Origin of the sequence: Rhizobium sp. BK661 (genome assembly GCF_024808825.1) — a bacterium.
Taxonomy (GTDB): Bacteria; Pseudomonadota; Alphaproteobacteria; order Rhizobiales; family Rhizobiaceae; genus Rhizobium.
This window is the reverse complement of the sequence record NZ_JANTYT010000009.1, coordinates 36,796-51,256: the sequence shown is the minus strand read 5'-3', so window position 1 is coordinate 51,256 and position 14,461 is coordinate 36,796. Positions and strand designations below refer to the sequence as shown.

Genomic DNA, 14,461 nt, shown 5'->3' with positions numbered 1-14,461 from the left:
CGAGCCTTGCGCGAGTTTAAACAGGATCAGATTTTCTTGCGCATCATCGCAAGCAGCATGCGTGTCTGGCGCCGCAACTGCGACTGTTGAAGCTGACGTTCGAACAGTCCTGCGCCGGCCTTCTGAGCTGTGATGAGGACCGGCTCTGCCAGAGCAGCTGGCAGGAAGGCCGGAAACACGTTCGGAGCTATTGCGACGCTTCTCGCCTTCGCGAGATGGTCGCGGCCGAGCCCCGCAAAGGCTTCGATCGCTGCGGAGATCCGTGCCCTATCTTCACCGGCGAGAAATGTTTCGCGGTCAAGTCCTGTCGCTGACAGGATTTCAAGCGGAACGTAGAGTTGCCCGCGGTGGCGATGCAACGGCATCAGAAGCAGAAGACCGGCGATCGCTTGGGCAACGCCTGCGTGTCCGGCGGCTTCTGCGGAAGCGGCAGCCTCGGTCGGTGCAAGTACCAAGCTAGCCAGTTGAATGAGAGCCGATGCCGTTTCGCCGGCATATCCCTCGAGCGAGACGCGCGTCTCCATCGGATCGTCGTAGAGATCGAAGATACGAGCATCGACCATGTTCACGAGCGTCTGTTTCGGCAGGCGGTGGTCATCCACGGCAGTCAATAGGGCTGAGGCAATCGGATTTGCCTGGGTGGACCCGTGGGCGTTGCCTTCCAACAGGTCCCGCCAGTACTGCATGCGCACTTCACCGGGAAGCGGCTCGTGCACCAGATCGCGAATACGCGCAAGCTCGGCATTGAAGGCGTAGAGCGCTGCGAGAGCGCCGCGCTTCTCCTGCGGCGACAGCAGGCAGGCAAGGTAGCGGTCGCGGTCATTGTCGCGGAGCGTCGCCAGGCAAAGATCCTGGTTCGTCAAAGACTGATCGGCCATTGTCAGACCGCTATCAATGCCGCGGCAACCGCGCGGGATTCCATCAGCATGATGTTGAAGGTCCGAACTGCGGCACCGGTATTCATGGGATCCGATGAAATACCCGCGGCCTTCAACGCCGCCTTCAGATCGGCCGGAATCGGGCGCATATCATCTCCGGTGCCGATCAACAGTACCTCGATCTCGGCAGCCTCGTCGATCACCTTTTGAAAATTCTCGATCGACAGTGGCTTCGACGCATCCATGTCCCAGCCATAAATGCCGGATGGCAGGCACAGGATGGACCCGCGGTGGGACATATCGGCGAAACGGAAGCCGCCATTGCCGTAAGTGTCGATGGGCGCACGTCCTGGAAAATGCGCCTCGCGGATTTCTATGCCTCTTGCCATATTCTCACACTGCCGGATTGCCGGGGTTTGTCTCCGGCTCGGCCACTTTCTCATGTTGGTCGCTATCGATCGCGTCCGGGCGGAGCTTGAACGCGATCAGCACGGGCGCGGCTATGTAAATGGAGGAAAAGGTGCCGATGGCAACGCCGAATAGCATTACAAAGGCGAAGGGGCGGATCACCTCACCGCCGAAAAGGCAGAGCGCTAGCAGCGCGAGCAATGTTGTCGCCGCCGTCAGAACCGTGCGCGACAGGGTCTGATTGATGGAAGCGTCAATCAGGATCGGCATGGGCATCTTGCGATAGCGTTTCAGGTTCTCGCGCATTCGGTCGTAGACCACGACCGTATCGTTGAGCGAATAGCCAACGATCGTCAGGATAGCCGCAACGCTTGTCAGATTGAATTCCATACCGGTCAACACGAAGAGGCCAAGCGTCAGGATGATATCGTGGAGCGTCGCGATGATCGCACCGACCGCGAACTGCCATTCGAAGCGGAGCCAGATGTAAAACAAAATGACGGCAAGCGAACCAAGGAGGCCGAATGTCGCGGCCCTGGTCAGCTCTCCGGACACGGCAGGGCCGACGACCTCGACCCGACGGATTTCGTAGTCGTCCGCCAACTCATCGCGTAGCAACGTCATCGCCGACTGTTCGGCATTCTCGCCACCGCCCTGCGACTGAATACGAACCAGCGCTGTCGATGCGTCGGATAGGCGGCGTGCCTCGATGTCCCCAATGTTCAGGTCACCGAGACGGGCGCGAATATCATCCGGATCGGCATTTCCTTGCTTCGCCTTGACCTCCACCAACGACCCGCCGGCAAAATCCACCCCAAGATTTGCGCCAAGCGTTGCAAAGCCGATCATGGCCAGGATCGAAAGTGCCGCCGACACCGTGAACGTGTAGCGCCGTATGCCCATGAACCGGATCTTGGCATGATCGAAGATGCCCGTCTGCACATCCCTGGGCAGGTGCCTCGGATGCTTGCGGTGAAGCCAGGTAACGACGATCCAGCGCGTCAGCGTGAAGGTGGTAAAGACAGTCGTCAGAATCCCCGCCGCGAGCGTTACCGCAAAACCGCGAACGGTATCGCTGCCGAGGTAGTAGAGAATGACTGCCGCAATGACGATCGTGACATTGGCGTCAAGGATCGTCAGGAATGCACGCGAAAACCCGTTATCGATCGCGTCCGCGAAGGAATGGCCTGCTTTCGCCTCTTCCCTGATGCGCTCGTAGACGAGCACATTGGCATCGACCGCCATGCCTATGATCAAGACAATGCCTGCGAGGCCGGGCAGCGTCAGTGTTGCGCCGATCACGCTTAACACGGCGAGAATCAGGAGGAGATTCAGGACCAGCGAAATACCGGCGATGATGCCCAGCTTGCGATAGAAGGCAAACATCAAACCGGTAACAAGGATTGCGGCGACAAAGCCAGCCACCAGACCGGCGCGCTTCGATTCCGCGCCGAGGGCCGGGCTGACGGTGCGCTCTTCCACGGTCGTCAATGTCGCCGGCAGGGCGCCACTTCGCAACATCAGCGCAAGATCGCGAGCTCCATCCTCGCTGAAACTGACAGGAACCCGTCCGGTCCCATCCAGGATTGGTGCATTGATCAGCGGCGCCGCCATGACCTGATCATCGAAGAGTATGGCAAGGTGCCGGCCAATGTTCTGGCGCGTCTTCTGTGCGAGCTGCTCGGTCCCTTCAGCATCCAGCTTGTAGGTGATCGCGACCGCATCCGCTTGCGCATCGGCAACCGCTTGGACATCCGCCAGATTCTTGCCCGTGACGAAATCCGTTCGATCGACGAGGTACGGAACGGGCGGATCGTCAAGCGAGTAGAGCACCTCCGATGTCGCCGGCCAGCGACCGGCAAGAGCTTGCTGCCCGGACATAGTTTCATCGATCAGCCGAACTGAAAGCTGGGCAGGCTCATTCAAAATGTTCTTCAGCCGCTCCACGTCGATGGAGCCGAGGGCCTTGACGTCGATACGGTCGTTACCATCGGCGCGAACGGAAAAATCCGTTATCCCAAGGCCGGCGATGCGCCGCTCTACGACCGCCAGGGACTGCGCCTGAGCGGCTACGGTGCCCTCGTCGATGTTGTTGTCGGAAATTCGCAACGAAAGTTGTCCGTCGTTGCCCTTCTGCAGGGATACATTCTGGACAGAGCCTCCGAACCAGCCACTTTTTGTCGCCACTGTCAGCGGGTCTAACGCGTGGACGGCAGCATCCACTTGGCTCACATCGGTAATCTTGACGGTGATATCCTGGTCTGTGCCAGTCAGGCCGGTGTAGCGAATGTTGGCTTCGCGCAACTTGCCGCGAACATCCGCTACCGTGCGCTCCAGCCGATCCTTCACGATATCGGCGCGTTCAATCTGGAGAAGCAGATGGGAGCCGCCCTGGACATCAGGGCCGAGGACAACGCGGCTACCGGCCAGCCATGCAGGCAGCGTAGAGCGCTGCGCGTTCGATAACAGATTTGGGGCCGCGATTACCGCGGCCACCGCTACCAGAACCAGGATCAGAACGGCCTTCAGGCGGGAAAAACGATGCATTTTCTCTCGACTATTTCCGACCCGGCCCAATCCGGTTCACAGCTGGATTTGCAATATTATGCAGCGTCCGCCTTGACCGGCTCGCCCTTTACGCGAACTTCCGTAATGCCGGTGCGGACGACGCGAACGCGAACGCCGTCCGCAATTTCCACTTCGAGCTCCTTGTCGTCAACAACCTTGGTAACCTTGCCAACGAGACCGCCACCGGTGACAACCTGATCGCCGCGACGGATCGCCTTCAGCGTTTCTTCACGCTTCTTGGCCTGCGCGCGCTGCGGACGGATCAGCAGGAAGTACCAGACGACCATCAGCGGCACGAAAAGGATGATCATTTCAAGGCCAGAGCCGAACGGCGACGCCGCGGTGTCGGTGGCAGCCTGGGCAAATGCCGGGGTGATGAACATGCTAAACTCCTCAAAACTTTCCGGTGGCGGAACTCCGCCTTTTCTCGGGTGGCCGGACTATAATTATGGTCTTTGCGAATGCAACAGAAAGAGCCGGAAACCGTACCGATTCCGCTGCCTCATAACCTTTCCGCTCTCAAAAGGCCATGCTACGCCGCAGGCAAAAGACACAGCACGCTGGTCGCAACCAGAATTCAGGAGGAAGGCCCATGGCCGAAGACGTCAACAACGCCATTCTGGCAGAGCTGCGCCGGCTGGCGGACGCCATCGACCGGTTGGCTGGTCCGGCGCCGGCGATCAACGACTGGAGCGCGGCAGACTGCTTCGTCTGGTCCCCTGCCCGCCAGCACCTCCAACCGATTGCTCGCCCGAATCGCGTGGCCCTGAAGCTGATCCGCGGCGTCGACCGCGTGCGGGACATCCTGCACGAGAATACGGTGCGCTTTGCCGAAGGCTATGCGGCAAACAATGTTCTCCTTTGGGGTGCGCGCGGTATGGGCAAGTCCTCGCTCGTCAAGGCTGTTCACGAAGACGTGCGACGCGAGAGTGGAGTATCGCTGAAGCTGGTGGAAGTGCATCGCGAAGACATTGCGAGCCTCCCCACACTGCTCGATCTTCTCAAGGACACGCCGCACCGTGTCATCGTCTTCTGCGACGATCTCTCGTTCGATCACGATGATACGGCATACAAATCGCTCAAGGCAGCCCTTGACGGCGGCGTGGAAGGTCGACCGGACAACGTCCTCTTCTATGCGACCTCGAACCGCCGCCACCTGCTCCCGCGTCACATGATGGAGAACGAGCAGTCAACGGCGATCAATCCCTCCGAAGCGGTTGAGGAAAAGGTTTCGCTATCGGACCGGTTTGGCCTTTGGCTTGGCTTCCACAAATGCAGCCAGGACGACTATCTGACGATGATCGACGGCTATGCTGACCATTTCAAGCTGCCGGTCGATCGCGAGAAAATGCATGCGGAGGCGCTGGAATGGGCGACGACCCGTGGTGCGCGTTCCGGCCGCGTCGCCTGGCAGTACATTCAGGATCTCGCCGGCCGGATGCGTATCGCGCTCGACCGCGCCCAATGACAAAAGCCCGGCTTTGAGGCCGGGCTTTTGAGCACCCTCGGACGCAATACCTATTCGAGGAAAGTAATCGGGTTGACCGGAGTCGCATCCTTGCGGACTTCGAAGTGGACCTGCGGCTGCTTGACGCTGCCGCTCATCCCGGAGACGGCAACCGTCTGGCCGCGCTGGATCTTCTGGCCGCGGGTGACGCTCAGGGTATCGGCATTGCCGTAGACAGTGACCGTCCCGTCGTCGTGGCGGACGAGAACCGTGTTGCCGAGTTCCTTCAGGCCGTTGCCTGCATAGATCACCACGCCGTTTTCGGCGGCCTTGATCGGCGTACCCTGCGGCACGGAAATGTCGATACCATCGTTGCGGCTGCCGTTGACGTTGGCGCCGTAGGCCGCAATGACGGCTCCACGGACCGGCCAGCGATATTTGCCGATGCCGGTTGCCTCAGGTGCTGCGGACGCCACTTCCTTCTTGGCCGCCTCGTCCACCGTCTCGGTGGCAACAGGAGCCTTGTAGGTTGCCGGCTGTGCAGCCGCAGTCGACGTTGCGGAGGCGGGCTCCGCGACCGGCTTCGGCTCTGCCTTCGCCGGAATGGAAGCCGTCTTCATGCCATCCCGCGAAGCGCCCGGCAGATTGAGCTCCTGGCCGATGCGGATCGAACCGGCCGACAGATTATTGGCAGCCTTCAGATCGTCGATGCTGGTGCCCGTCGCCTTGGCGATCTTGGCAAGCGAGTCGCCCGGCTTGACGACGTAAGTGCCGCCGGCGCCCTTCGGCCCTTTGCCTGCACCGGCCGAAAGCTTGCCGGACGAATCCGCATTTGCGATCGACTTGTCGCGGGCGGAGTTCGCGCCCGGCACGACCGCAACGTTCTGTTCCTGCTGTTTACCAGGCTGCGGCAGGTGGCCACCCTTGGAGAGATCTGCCGTCTGGGCAGATGCCTTGGCGGCATTGCCACCGTTGAGGGTCGGGATCAGGATGATCTGACCGGGCTTGGCGGCAGCGGCAGTCTTGAAGCCGTTGACCCTGAGGATTTCCTTTTCCGGCACACCATAGCGATTGGCGAGCGTCGTAATGCTTTCACCCGGGCGAAGGGTAACGGACGGCGCGTTGTTTGCTGACCAGCCGGAAACCTTGGGTGTCGTGCCGGTAACGATCGAGTCGGTTGCCGCCTTTGGCGGAACGAGAATTGGCGCCGACTTCTTCGGAGCCGCGGCAGCGGGAAACGGTTGAGCGAGTGCGACCTGCTTTTCCCTGGACGGCGCGGCCGGCGCTACTGCGGACGGCGCAGCAAGCTCCGAACGCTGAACTGAGACGGGTGCAGAGGCCATCCGGGCGCTGGAGGCGCCGTAAGCTGGCTGGGCCGGATAAGGCTGGTTCATCGCTTGGTTGTTCGCAGCATAGCCACCCTGGGCAAGATCTGCCTGTGGAACAGGATCGGCTTGTAGGCCACTCATGTTTCTGCGCGGAATGGAATTGGTCGTCATCTGATCCTGACCGGACGACGAGAAAAGACCACCGAAACGTGTCACATCGGAACTGCAACCCGCTACTGTACTCGCCAGCAAAGCCGCTATCAGGACATTACCGGCAGACTTGCCTACTCTTGGCGAAAGACTGAAACGCATGACTCGACCCACTGATGAACGCAACCATTTGTGGGTTTATTAAAGCGCGTTAGTATTACCACGCGGTTAAGGTGCCGAAATTCGCGAGATTTTTTTGAGAGATTGCTAACCATAGCAACACCAACAGGCGGATCGCCTCAAAGTTGCGAAGCCAGCCGCGGCACGATCGGGAGATAAGGCGTGTCGAACAGTTCTTCGCGCTCGAAGCGGCTGCCCGTTTTTGTAAGCCGCACCAGGCGACACTCATTCTCGGAAATCATCAAAGGGGCGATCATCGAACCGCCGGAAACAAGCTGGTCGGTGTAGAACCGCGGCATCGCGTTGAACGCAGCGGTGACCAGAATCCGGTCGAACGTCCCCTCACCTTGCAGGCCAGCGCTGCCATCGGCCTGGCGAATAATGACATTCCGGAGCCCAAGCGAATCGAGACGGCGCTGCGCGTTTGTCGTCAACGTCTTGTAGCGGTCGATCGTCAGCACGCGTTCGGCCATGCGCGCCATGACGGCGGACATGAAGCCGCTGCCCGTGCCGACCTCTAGGACACGTTGCCCCGGCTTGATTTTCAAGTGATGCAGAACCCTGACCGCGAAATCCACGCCTTCAATAAAGGAGCCGCATTCGATCGGTATCGTGCGGCTGGAATAGGCCTGCTCGGCAAACTGGGGCGGCACGAACAATGACCGCGGCGTCTGCTCCACCGCCGTCAGCAGGTCCAGATCGGATACACCCTCGGCTCGCAGCCTCAACACAAGCGCCGCAAAGCCTTCCTTCTCCACCAACCGTGCAGTCAAAGCGATCTACTCCGTACCCGAAAGCGCCCGCGCCACGCGGTCCTGTACGGAATAATCAGTCAAATCCAGTTTCAAAGGAGTTACCGAAATCTTGCGATGCTTCAAAGCGTGAATATCCGTGCCTGCGGTGAAGGCGCCGGCACGCTCGCCGAACCTGAGCCAGTAGTATGGAAAGCCGCGTCCATCCGCCCGTTCATCGACCTGCAAATTGAAGGCGAGCTTACCTTGTGCCGTCACTTCGACACCCTCGACTTCCTCGAGCCTGCAATTCGGAAAGTTCAGGTTCAGGAACGTCCCAACGGGCAATTCGAGCGTCATCAGTTTATCGAGGAGCACCGGGGCGTGTGCCTCACAGACCTCCCAGGGGACTGTCCTTGCGCCGTCTTGGTGCAGGTAGGCCTGGCTCAATGCAACAGAGCGGACACCCTGCAGCGTGCCTTCAATGGCGCCGGCGACGGTGCCCGAATAGGTGATATCGTCGGCGACGTTCGAGCCAGAATTGACGCCTGAAAGCACCAGATCCGGCTTAATGTCCATGACTTGCTTGATGCCCATGATGACGCAATCGGTAGGCGTTCCGCGCAGCGCGAAATGCCTGTCGGAAATCTTGCGAAGCCGCAACGGCTCGGAAAGGCTCAGCGAATGAGCGAGGCCGCTCTGATCCGTCTCCGGCGCGACAATCCAGACGTCGTCGGAGAGTGTCCGTGCAATCCGCTCCAGCGCCGCGAGGCCTTCTGCGTGAATGCCGTCGTCGTTGGTGAGCAGAATGCGCATTGGTTCAAGCCGCCCGTTCGATCTTCTTCAAGCCGCCCATGTATGGCAGCAGCGCATCTGGAATCGTCACGGAACCATCCTCATTCAGATAGTTCTCCAGAACCGCAATCAAGCAGCGACCGACGGCCGTACCGGAGCCATTCAGCGTGTGAACGAACTTCGTCGCCTTGTCTTCCTTGCCGCGATAGCGCGCATTCATACGACGCGCCTGGAAATCGCCGCAGACCGAGCAGGACGAGATTTCGCGATAGGTATTCTGCCCGGGCAGCCAGACCTCGAGGTCGTAGGTCTTGCGCGCACCAAAGCCCATATCGCCGGTGCAGAGCGTCATCGTACGGAAATGCAGGCCGAGACGCTTCAAGACCTCTTCGGCACAAGCCGTCATGCGCTCGTGTTCGGCAAGCGAGCTTTCAGCATCGGTAATCGAGACGAGTTCGCACTTCCAGAACTGATGCTGGCGCAGCATGCCACGCGTATCGCGGCCGGCCGAGCCCGCTTCCGAACGGAAAGACGGTGTCAGCGCGGTGAAACGGAGCGGCAGCTTTTCCTGATCGAGGATTTCGCCAGAGACAAGATTGGTGAGCGTCACCTCGGCGGTCGGGATCAGCCAGCGGCCATCCGTCGTCTTGAACAGGTCTTCCGCAAACTTCGGCAACTGCCCGGTACCGAACATGGCATCGTCGCGGACCATCAGCGGAGAGCTGACTTCAGTATAGCCGTGCTCGCCGGTATGCAGGTCGATCATGAACTGACCGAGCGCACGTTCTAGCCGAGCGAGCGGACCAGTGAGCACGGTGAAGCGCGATCCCGACAGCTTGGCAGCCCGCTCGAAATCCATGTAGCCGAGCGCTTCGCCGATCTCGAAGTGTTCCTTCGGCGTGTGATTCCAGCGCGGCTTCTCTCCGACGATCCGGGCAACGACATTGTCGTGCTCGTCGTTGCCGACCGGTACGTCGTCATGCGGGACGTTCGGAATGCGCGACAGCGCGTCATTCAGTTCGTCGGTCGCCTGTCGCTCGTCCTCTTCGGCGTTCGGCAGCAGCACCTTCAGGTCGGCCACTTCAGCCTTGAGTTTTTCGGCAAGCTCACTGTTCTTCTGTGCCATCGCAGCGCCGATCTCCTTGGAGGCGGCATTGCGGCGGGACAGCATGTCCTGGACCTTCTGAATGGACGAGCGGCGTTTTTCATCGACCGCGATCAGGCTTTCAGACAAAGGCTCGGCACCACGCTTGGCAAGTGCCGCATCGAGCGCTTCGGGATTCTCACGGATCCATTTGATATCGAGCATCGTCGTTCCAGGTCGTTGTAAAAAAGATAACCCGGCCAACGCCCGGCTGGGCCTCGACCGGATGCTTGGAAGCGCTCATTGAGGGAGATCGTCAGACGTTGTCCGTCTTGGCAACGTCCGTGGTTCCCTCAGCCTCTTCGACCGCCTCGCGGGCACGCTGGCGCTCCACGAGTCGCGCCGCGTAGATGGAAATCTCGTAGAGAAGGATGGTCGGCAGCGCAAGGCCGATCTGGGACATCGGATCAGGCGGCGTCAGCACCGCTGCAACGATAAAGGCAAGCACGATCGCAAACTTGCGCTTCTCGGCAAGCCATTGGGACGTCAACAGGCCAACGCGGGCGAGTAGCGTGGTGATCACTGGAAGCTGGAAAACGAGGCCAAACGAAAACACCAGCGTCATGATCAGGCTGAGATATTCGGAGACCTTGGGAAGCAGGGAGATCGCAACATCGCCCTCACCCGGCGCCTGCTGCATGGTCAGGAAGAACCACATGACCATCGGCGTGAAGAAGAAGTAGACGAGCGAAGCGCCCATCAGAAACAGGATCGGCGACGCGACCAAAAACGGCAGGAAGGCGGCGCGCTCGTTCTTGTAGAGGCCGGGCGCCACGAACTTGTAGATCTGAGCCGCGATAATCGGAAACGCGATGACTAGGCCGCCGAACATGGCGACCTTCACCTGCGTGAAGAAGAACTCTTGCGGCGCGGTGTAAATGAGCTGCGCCTTGGACACATCCAGCTTCGCCCAGGTCACGGCCCATTTGTATGGGTAGACCAGGACATTGAAGAGGTGCTTGGCGAATATGAAGCAGGCGATGAACGCAACGAAAAACGCACCGATCGACCACATCAGCCGCGTACGCAGCTCCATCAAGTGTTCGATCAATGGCTGCGGCTTATCTTCGATTTCACCGCTCATGCGTCGTCCTTCTTCTTCTTTGCTGCCGTCTTCTTCGGAGCGGCTGTGGCGGCAACCGCCGCTGTCTTCTTGACGGTCGCAGGCTTCGTCGAAGCCCGCTTGGGCTTCTCGATTGGAGCGGCAACCGTCGCAGGTTCTGCCTTAGCACGCGGCTTGCGAACTGCTTTCGGCTTCTCTTGGACAGTCGCCGTTACCGGGCTTGTTGCCGCCACGACCGGCTCCGAGACTGCGGCCGGCGGCGGCGCTACCACCGGCGGCGTCTCCGGCAGGCTCATCGACGGCTCAGGCACCGACACGGCAGCAGCCGGAACCTCGGTCTTTTTCTCCACCGTCGTCGCCTTTTGCAGGTCGGCCTTGATCTCGTTGCCCATCTGCCGAAGCGGATTCATGGCATCGCGCAAACTGTTGACGGGGTTCAACTTCTGCGCATCAGCGAGCGTCTGGCGCACATCGTCCAGATCGGCTTCACGGAGCGCCTCGTCGAACTGCGCGCGAAACTCGCCTGCGACCTTGCGCGCACGCTGGGTCATCTTGCCGAACGCACGCAGCATCGGCGGCAAGTCCTTCGGACCAACCACCACGATCAGTACGACCGCGATGACAAGCAGCTCGGTCCAACCAATATCGAACATTCAAGGCTCCTGGACGGGAAACGTGGGGGCTACGTTTGCCCGGAGGTGATTACTTGGTTTCGTCGGCCTTGTGATCGACGGTCTTGCCAGCCGTGGTCTCGGGCGTGCTGTCTTCGTCGTTCATGCCCTTCTTGAAGCTCTTGATGCCCTTGGCAACATCGCCCATCAGTTCCGGAATCTTGCCGCGACCGAACAACAACAGCACGATGGCTAAAACGATCAGCCAGTGCCACATGCTAAAAGAACCCATTACGCTAACTCCCTTTTGCGATGTTCCTTGATGTAAGAGTTTCCTACACCAATTCCAACATCAAAGTTCCCTGTAGATTGTCGCTTAATGTCACGGTATCGCCGTCTGTGACAAGAGAATACACATTCGAAAAACCGTGATCGGCGTTGTTTTCGAAATGCGTGACGGAACAAAGGTCAATCCGCCTAGTCTTCGGAGGCGCCACCAGGCGCAAGCAGACCGAGTTCTTCAAGATCGAGTTGCGTTATCGGATCTTCGTCCTCGGTCAACTCGTCGTTCATCGCAGGCGATGGTACATTGAAATTGGCCGGTATGCGACCGGAGAGCAATCCCGCGCCCTTCAATTCTTCAAGGCCAGGCAAATCACGGATCTCCTCCAGGCCGAAATGGTCAAGGAAATCGCGCGTCGTGCCTAACGTGACGGGGCGACCGGGCGTGCGCCTGCGACCGCGAAAGCGAACCCAGCCAGCCTCCATCAGCACATCAAGCGTGCCACGGGAGGTCTGCACCCCTCTGATGTCTTCGATCTCAGCGCGAGTCACCGGCTGGTGATACGCGATGATCGCCAGCACTTCCAAGGCCGCTCGTGACAGCTTCTTTGCCTCGTTCTCGTCGCGCCTGATGACGAAGGAGAGATCTGCCGCCGTGCGAAAGGCCCAAGCGTCATCCACTTGGACCAGGTTTACACCGCGATGGGCGTACTGCTCCTTCAGGCGCAGCATGATCGCGCGGACATTCAGCGCACGCGGCAAGCGGTCCGCGATGAAGCCTTCGGAGACGGGCTGCGCGGACGCGAAGACCAGTGCTTCGGCAATGCGCTCCGCCTCTGCCTCAGCATGGAGATCGTCCTCTGAATCTTCCGCCATCGTATTGTCGATATGTTCGTCTTCCAGATCGGTCACGCCGGTCGCTCCTGTTCGACCACCTGCAGCGTCCCGTGCTTAGGGCCACGCCGCATATAGAGCGGCTGGAAGGCCCCGTCCTGCCGGATTTCAAGCTTACCTTCGCGAACGAGCTCGAGGGAAGCCGCAAACGCACTGGCAATTGCTGTCACTCTGTCTTCCGGCGACGCCGTATAACGCAGGAGATAGGTTTCCAGGGCCGTCCAATCGCCGATCTCGCCGATGATGCGGGTCAGAAGCTCGCGGGCATCCGTCAGCGACCAAACATTCCGTCGTGCAATCGTCACCTGAGTCACCGCCTGACGCTGCCTGAGAGACGCATAAGCCGTCAGGAGATCGTAGAGACTAGCGGTGTATGCTGACTGCTGCCTGTCCGGAATATGCTCGGGCGCACCGCGAGCAAAGATATCGCGGCCCAGACGGTTGCGGTTGACGAGACCGCTTGCAGCCTCGCGCATTGCTTCGAGGCGCTTCAGGCGGAAGGCAAGCGTTGCCGCCATTTCCTCCCCTGAGGGGCCATCATCCTTGGCCTGTTGCGGGATCAGCAGGCGCGATTTCAGATAGGCGAGCCACGCCGCCATGACGAGATAGTCGGCCGCAAGCTCGATCCGGATACGCCGCGCGCTTTCGATGAATTGCAGATATTGCTCCGCCAGCGCCAACACGGAGATGCGGGAGAGATCGACCTTCTGATTGCGGGCAAGGTAGAGCAGAAGGTCGAGCGGCCCTTCGAAACCGGCAACGTCGATCAGTAGCGCGGGATCGGAGGTCGCGCGCTCCGCGTCGTTCTCCTGCCACAGCTTGTCCATCGGCGTTGCCGCGGCCTGTAGCCGTTCCGTGCCCTTTATCGTGTTCACCCAGCCCAGCTCCTTCCGCGATCAGACAGTCGCAAACATCTCGTCGAATTCGGCGCGGACCGACGCCTCCTCGGCGTTATCCGCCGTCGGGAAACCGTTCAGCACCGCTTGTGCGCGCAAGAGCGACTGGTGCTGCAAGACGGGCACGTTTTCGACAACCTGTTGCATCTCGTCCATGTGGCCATTGCAATGCAGCACGATATCACATCCGCCGGCGATGATGTTGGCGGCACGCTCTCCGATCGTACCTGCAAGCGCGTTCATCGACGTATCATCGGAAAGCAACAGCCCTTTGAAGCCGATATGGTCGCGGATGATGCCGTCGATAACCTTACGGGAGGTAGTCGCCGGACGCTCAGAATCGATTGCCGCAAAGACAACATGGCACGTCATTGCCATCAATTCGTCCTTCATGGCAATGAACGGCGGAAAATCATGCGCCTCGAGTTCCGCCCGCGAAACTGTAACAACCGGCAGCTCGTGATGGGAGTCAGCAAAGCCGCGACCGTGGCCCGGCATGTGTTTCATCACAGGCAGAAGGCCGCCCGCCTTCAGACCCTCGGCTGCGGCACGCCCCATGGCCGTGACTGTTTCCGGATTGCCCCCGTAGGCGCGATTGCCGATCACGTTGCTGCTGCCTTCCACAGGAACATCAAGCACCGGCAGGCAATCAACATTGATCCCGAGGCCCGAAAGATCGAAGGCGTGCAACCGCGACATCAGCCACGCGGCGCGGACGCCCTTCTCCCTGTCCTGGCGGTAGAGATCGCCAAGCTGCTGCCCCGAGGGGTAATGCTGGAAGATCGGCGGACGGATACGCTGAACGCGCCCGCCTTCCTGGTCAATCAGAACCGGAGCATGCCATCCGACTGCTTCCCGCATCTCCGCGACGAGGTCGCTGATCTGCTGCGGCTCCGATATGTTGCGCCCAAAGAGAATGAAGCCCCAAGGACGCTCGGCGCTGAAGAGCGCCTTTTCTTCGGGAGTGAGTGAGTGGCCGCTACAGCCAAGGATCATCGCTTTTGATTCGGTCATATCCGAATCATAGAGGTGCCATGCGGAAATACGAGCGGCGTCAATCGGCATTCACAAAAAAACGGCGGACCA

The 14,461-nt window shown here is 59.9% G+C and carries 15 protein-coding genes; 1 reads left to right on the top strand and 14 read right to left on the bottom strand.

Annotated elements, in window-relative coordinates; translation table 11 throughout:
* Positions 1-26: 26 nt before the first annotated feature.
* The 4 genes from FHX16_RS18775 to yajC are packed head-to-tail and all read right to left on the bottom strand — an operon-like array spanning position 27 to position 4,237.
* Positions 27-878 carry a phytoene/squalene synthase family protein gene (locus FHX16_RS18775; RefSeq protein ID WP_183864146.1) on the bottom strand — a complete coding sequence of 284 codons (852 nt, stop codon included), beginning with the start codon at positions 876-878 and terminating at the stop codon, positions 27-29.
* A gap of 2 nt (positions 879-880) precedes the next feature.
* Positions 881-1,267 carry an Mth938-like domain-containing protein gene (locus FHX16_RS18770; RefSeq protein ID WP_183756983.1) on the bottom strand — a complete coding sequence of 129 codons (387 nt, stop codon included), beginning with the start codon at positions 1,265-1,267 and terminating at the stop codon, positions 881-883.
* A 4-nt stretch (positions 1,268-1,271) separates the two neighbouring features.
* On the bottom strand, positions 1,272-3,833 hold the full coding sequence (gene secDF, locus FHX16_RS18765) for a protein translocase subunit SecDF (RefSeq protein ID WP_183864145.1): 2,562 nt from the start codon (positions 3,831-3,833) through the stop codon (positions 1,272-1,274).
* Positions 3,834-3,889: 56 nt separating this feature from the next.
* Positions 3,890-4,237, bottom strand: coding sequence for a preprotein translocase subunit YajC (gene yajC, locus FHX16_RS18760; RefSeq protein WP_114712569.1), 348 nt, complete (start codon positions 4,235-4,237; stop codon positions 3,890-3,892).
* 209 nt (positions 4,238-4,446) lie between these two features.
* On the opposite strand from yajC, the gene FHX16_RS18755 reads away from it, so the two are divergent.
* Positions 4,447-5,322: an ATP-binding protein gene (locus FHX16_RS18755; protein WP_183864144.1), complete on the top strand. Its 876-nt coding sequence runs from the start codon at positions 4,447-4,449 to the stop codon at positions 5,320-5,322.
* Between the two features lie 50 nt (positions 5,323-5,372).
* On the opposite strand, the gene FHX16_RS18750 is transcribed toward FHX16_RS18755, so the two are convergent.
* The 10 genes from FHX16_RS18750 to nagZ form a co-directional block, all read right to left on the bottom strand.
* The gene (locus tag FHX16_RS18750) at positions 5,373-6,941 is read right to left on the bottom strand and encodes a peptidoglycan DD-metalloendopeptidase family protein (protein WP_259129662.1); all 1,569 of its coding nucleotides are present in this window, start codon (positions 6,939-6,941) and stop codon (positions 5,373-5,375) included.
* A 137-nt stretch (positions 6,942-7,078) separates the two neighbouring features.
* The gene (locus tag FHX16_RS18745) at positions 7,079-7,732 is read right to left on the bottom strand and encodes a protein-L-isoaspartate(D-aspartate) O-methyltransferase (protein ID WP_183864142.1); all 654 of its coding nucleotides are present in this window, start codon (positions 7,730-7,732) and stop codon (positions 7,079-7,081) included.
* Between the two features lie 6 nt (positions 7,733-7,738).
* A complete protein-coding gene (gene surE / locus FHX16_RS18740; RefSeq protein ID WP_183864141.1) occupies positions 7,739-8,506 on the bottom strand; it encodes a 5'/3'-nucleotidase SurE in 768 nt (255 codons plus the stop codon).
* Positions 8,507-8,510: 4 nt separating this feature from the next.
* The gene (serS, locus tag FHX16_RS18735; RefSeq protein ID WP_183864140.1) at positions 8,511-9,794 is read right to left on the bottom strand and encodes a serine--tRNA ligase; all 1,284 of its coding nucleotides are present in this window, start codon (positions 9,792-9,794) and stop codon (positions 8,511-8,513) included.
* 91 nt (positions 9,795-9,885) lie between these two features.
* The gene (gene tatC, locus FHX16_RS18730; protein WP_183864139.1) at positions 9,886-10,713 is read right to left on the bottom strand and encodes a twin-arginine translocase subunit TatC; all 828 of its coding nucleotides are present in this window, start codon (positions 10,711-10,713) and stop codon (positions 9,886-9,888) included.
* Positions 10,710-11,345: a Sec-independent protein translocase protein TatB gene (tatB, locus tag FHX16_RS18725; RefSeq protein ID WP_183864138.1), complete on the bottom strand. Its 636-nt coding sequence runs from the start codon at positions 11,343-11,345 to the stop codon at positions 10,710-10,712. Before tatB ends, tatC begins: the two co-directional genes overlap by 4 nt.
* A gap of 49 nt (positions 11,346-11,394) precedes the next feature.
* A complete protein-coding gene (locus FHX16_RS18720; protein WP_016553757.1) occupies positions 11,395-11,595 on the bottom strand; it encodes a twin-arginine translocase TatA/TatE family subunit in 201 nt (66 codons plus the stop codon).
* 185 nt (positions 11,596-11,780) lie between these two features.
* Complete coding sequence (gene scpB, locus FHX16_RS18715; RefSeq protein WP_183864221.1) at positions 11,781-12,461, bottom strand: SMC-Scp complex subunit ScpB; 681 nt, start codon at positions 12,459-12,461, stop codon at positions 11,781-11,783.
* Between the two features lie 32 nt (positions 12,462-12,493).
* Complete coding sequence (locus FHX16_RS18710) at positions 12,494-13,354, bottom strand: ScpA family protein (protein WP_183756993.1); 861 nt, start codon at positions 13,352-13,354, stop codon at positions 12,494-12,496.
* A 21-nt stretch (positions 13,355-13,375) separates the two neighbouring features.
* Positions 13,376-14,389 (bottom strand): beta-N-acetylhexosaminidase, encoded by a 1,014-nt coding sequence (gene nagZ, locus FHX16_RS18705; RefSeq protein WP_183864137.1) that lies wholly within the window; start codon positions 14,387-14,389, stop codon positions 13,376-13,378.
* Positions 14,390-14,461: the final 72 nt, after the last annotated feature.

What these genes read in the sequence shown, in the direction of transcription:
- surE (WP_183864141.1), bottom strand. Translation starts at nt 8,506, where the DNA reads ATGCGCATTCTGCTCACCAACGACGACGGCATTCACGCAGAAGGCCTC.
- FHX16_RS18770 (WP_183756983.1), bottom strand. Translation starts at nt 1,267, where the DNA reads ATGGCAAGAGGCATAGAAATCCGCGAGGCGCATTTTCCAGGACGTGCG.
- yajC (WP_114712569.1), bottom strand. Translation starts at nt 4,237, where the DNA reads ATGTTCATCACCCCGGCATTTGCCCAGGCTGCCACCGACACCGCGGCG.
- FHX16_RS18720 (WP_016553757.1), bottom strand. Translation starts at nt 11,595, where the DNA reads ATGGGTTCTTTTAGCATGTGGCACTGGCTGATCGTTTTAGCCATCGTG.
- tatB (WP_183864138.1), bottom strand. Translation starts at nt 11,345, where the DNA reads ATGTTCGATATTGGTTGGACCGAGCTGCTTGTCATCGCGGTCGTACTG.
- FHX16_RS18775 (WP_183864146.1), bottom strand. Translation starts at nt 878, where the DNA reads ATGGCCGATCAGTCTTTGACGAACCAGGATCTTTGCCTGGCGACGCTC.
- FHX16_RS18750 (WP_259129662.1), bottom strand. Translation starts at nt 6,941, where the DNA reads ATGCGTTTCAGTCTTTCGCCAAGAGTAGGCAAGTCTGCCGGTAATGTC.
- scpB (WP_183864221.1), bottom strand. Translation starts at nt 12,461, where the DNA reads ATGGCGGAAGATTCAGAGGACGATCTCCATGCTGAGGCAGAGGCGGAG.
- nagZ (WP_183864137.1), bottom strand. Translation starts at nt 14,389, where the DNA reads ATGACCGAATCAAAAGCGATGATCCTTGGCTGTAGCGGCCACTCACTC.
- serS (WP_183864140.1), bottom strand. Translation starts at nt 9,794, where the DNA reads ATGCTCGATATCAAATGGATCCGTGAGAATCCCGAAGCGCTCGATGCG.
- tatC (WP_183864139.1), bottom strand. Translation starts at nt 10,713, where the DNA reads ATGAGCGGTGAAATCGAAGATAAGCCGCAGCCATTGATCGAACACTTG.
- FHX16_RS18755 (WP_183864144.1), top strand. Translation starts at nt 4,447, where the DNA reads ATGGCCGAAGACGTCAACAACGCCATTCTGGCAGAGCTGCGCCGGCTG.
- secDF (WP_183864145.1), bottom strand. Translation starts at nt 3,833, where the DNA reads ATGCATCGTTTTTCCCGCCTGAAGGCCGTTCTGATCCTGGTTCTGGTA.